Source organism: Stenotrophomonas sp. SrG, from assembly GCF_050031795.1.
Taxonomy (GTDB): domain Bacteria; phylum Pseudomonadota; class Gammaproteobacteria; order Xanthomonadales; family Xanthomonadaceae; genus Stenotrophomonas; species Stenotrophomonas rhizophila_A.
This window is the reverse complement of the sequence record NZ_JBNBBE010000761.1, coordinates 1-246: the sequence shown is the minus strand read 5'-3', so window position 1 is coordinate 246 and position 246 is coordinate 1. Positions and strand designations below refer to the sequence as shown.

Annotated in this window: 1 protein-coding gene; it reads right to left on the bottom strand. The window is 64.2% G+C overall.

Annotated elements, in window-relative coordinates; translation table 11 throughout:
- A partial coding sequence (locus tag ACQG3P_RS21610; protein WP_426806199.1) for a hypothetical protein occupies positions 1–216 on the bottom strand: 216 nt, incomplete at its 3' end.
- Between the last annotated feature and the right edge of the window lie 30 nt (positions 217–246).

The window sequence follows — 246 nt, the reverse complement described above, 5'->3', positions numbered from 1 at the left end:
GACCAGGCCCGATTCTCCTGTCGGCCGAATGTGGGTCAGCAGATTCGCGCGCCTGCCGACCAGGCTCGGTTGCCGGGGCATGACTCGCCACGCTTCCCCGCCAACCGAGATGTACTGCACGTATGGCGAGACTGGGCGACCCATGTTGTCCCAAGTGCTGCACCACATGTAAGTGGCTGCGATCGACCACGGCGATGACGCCGGGTCGTAGTCCATGACGACCGGGATCAGGAACGAGCGCCACAC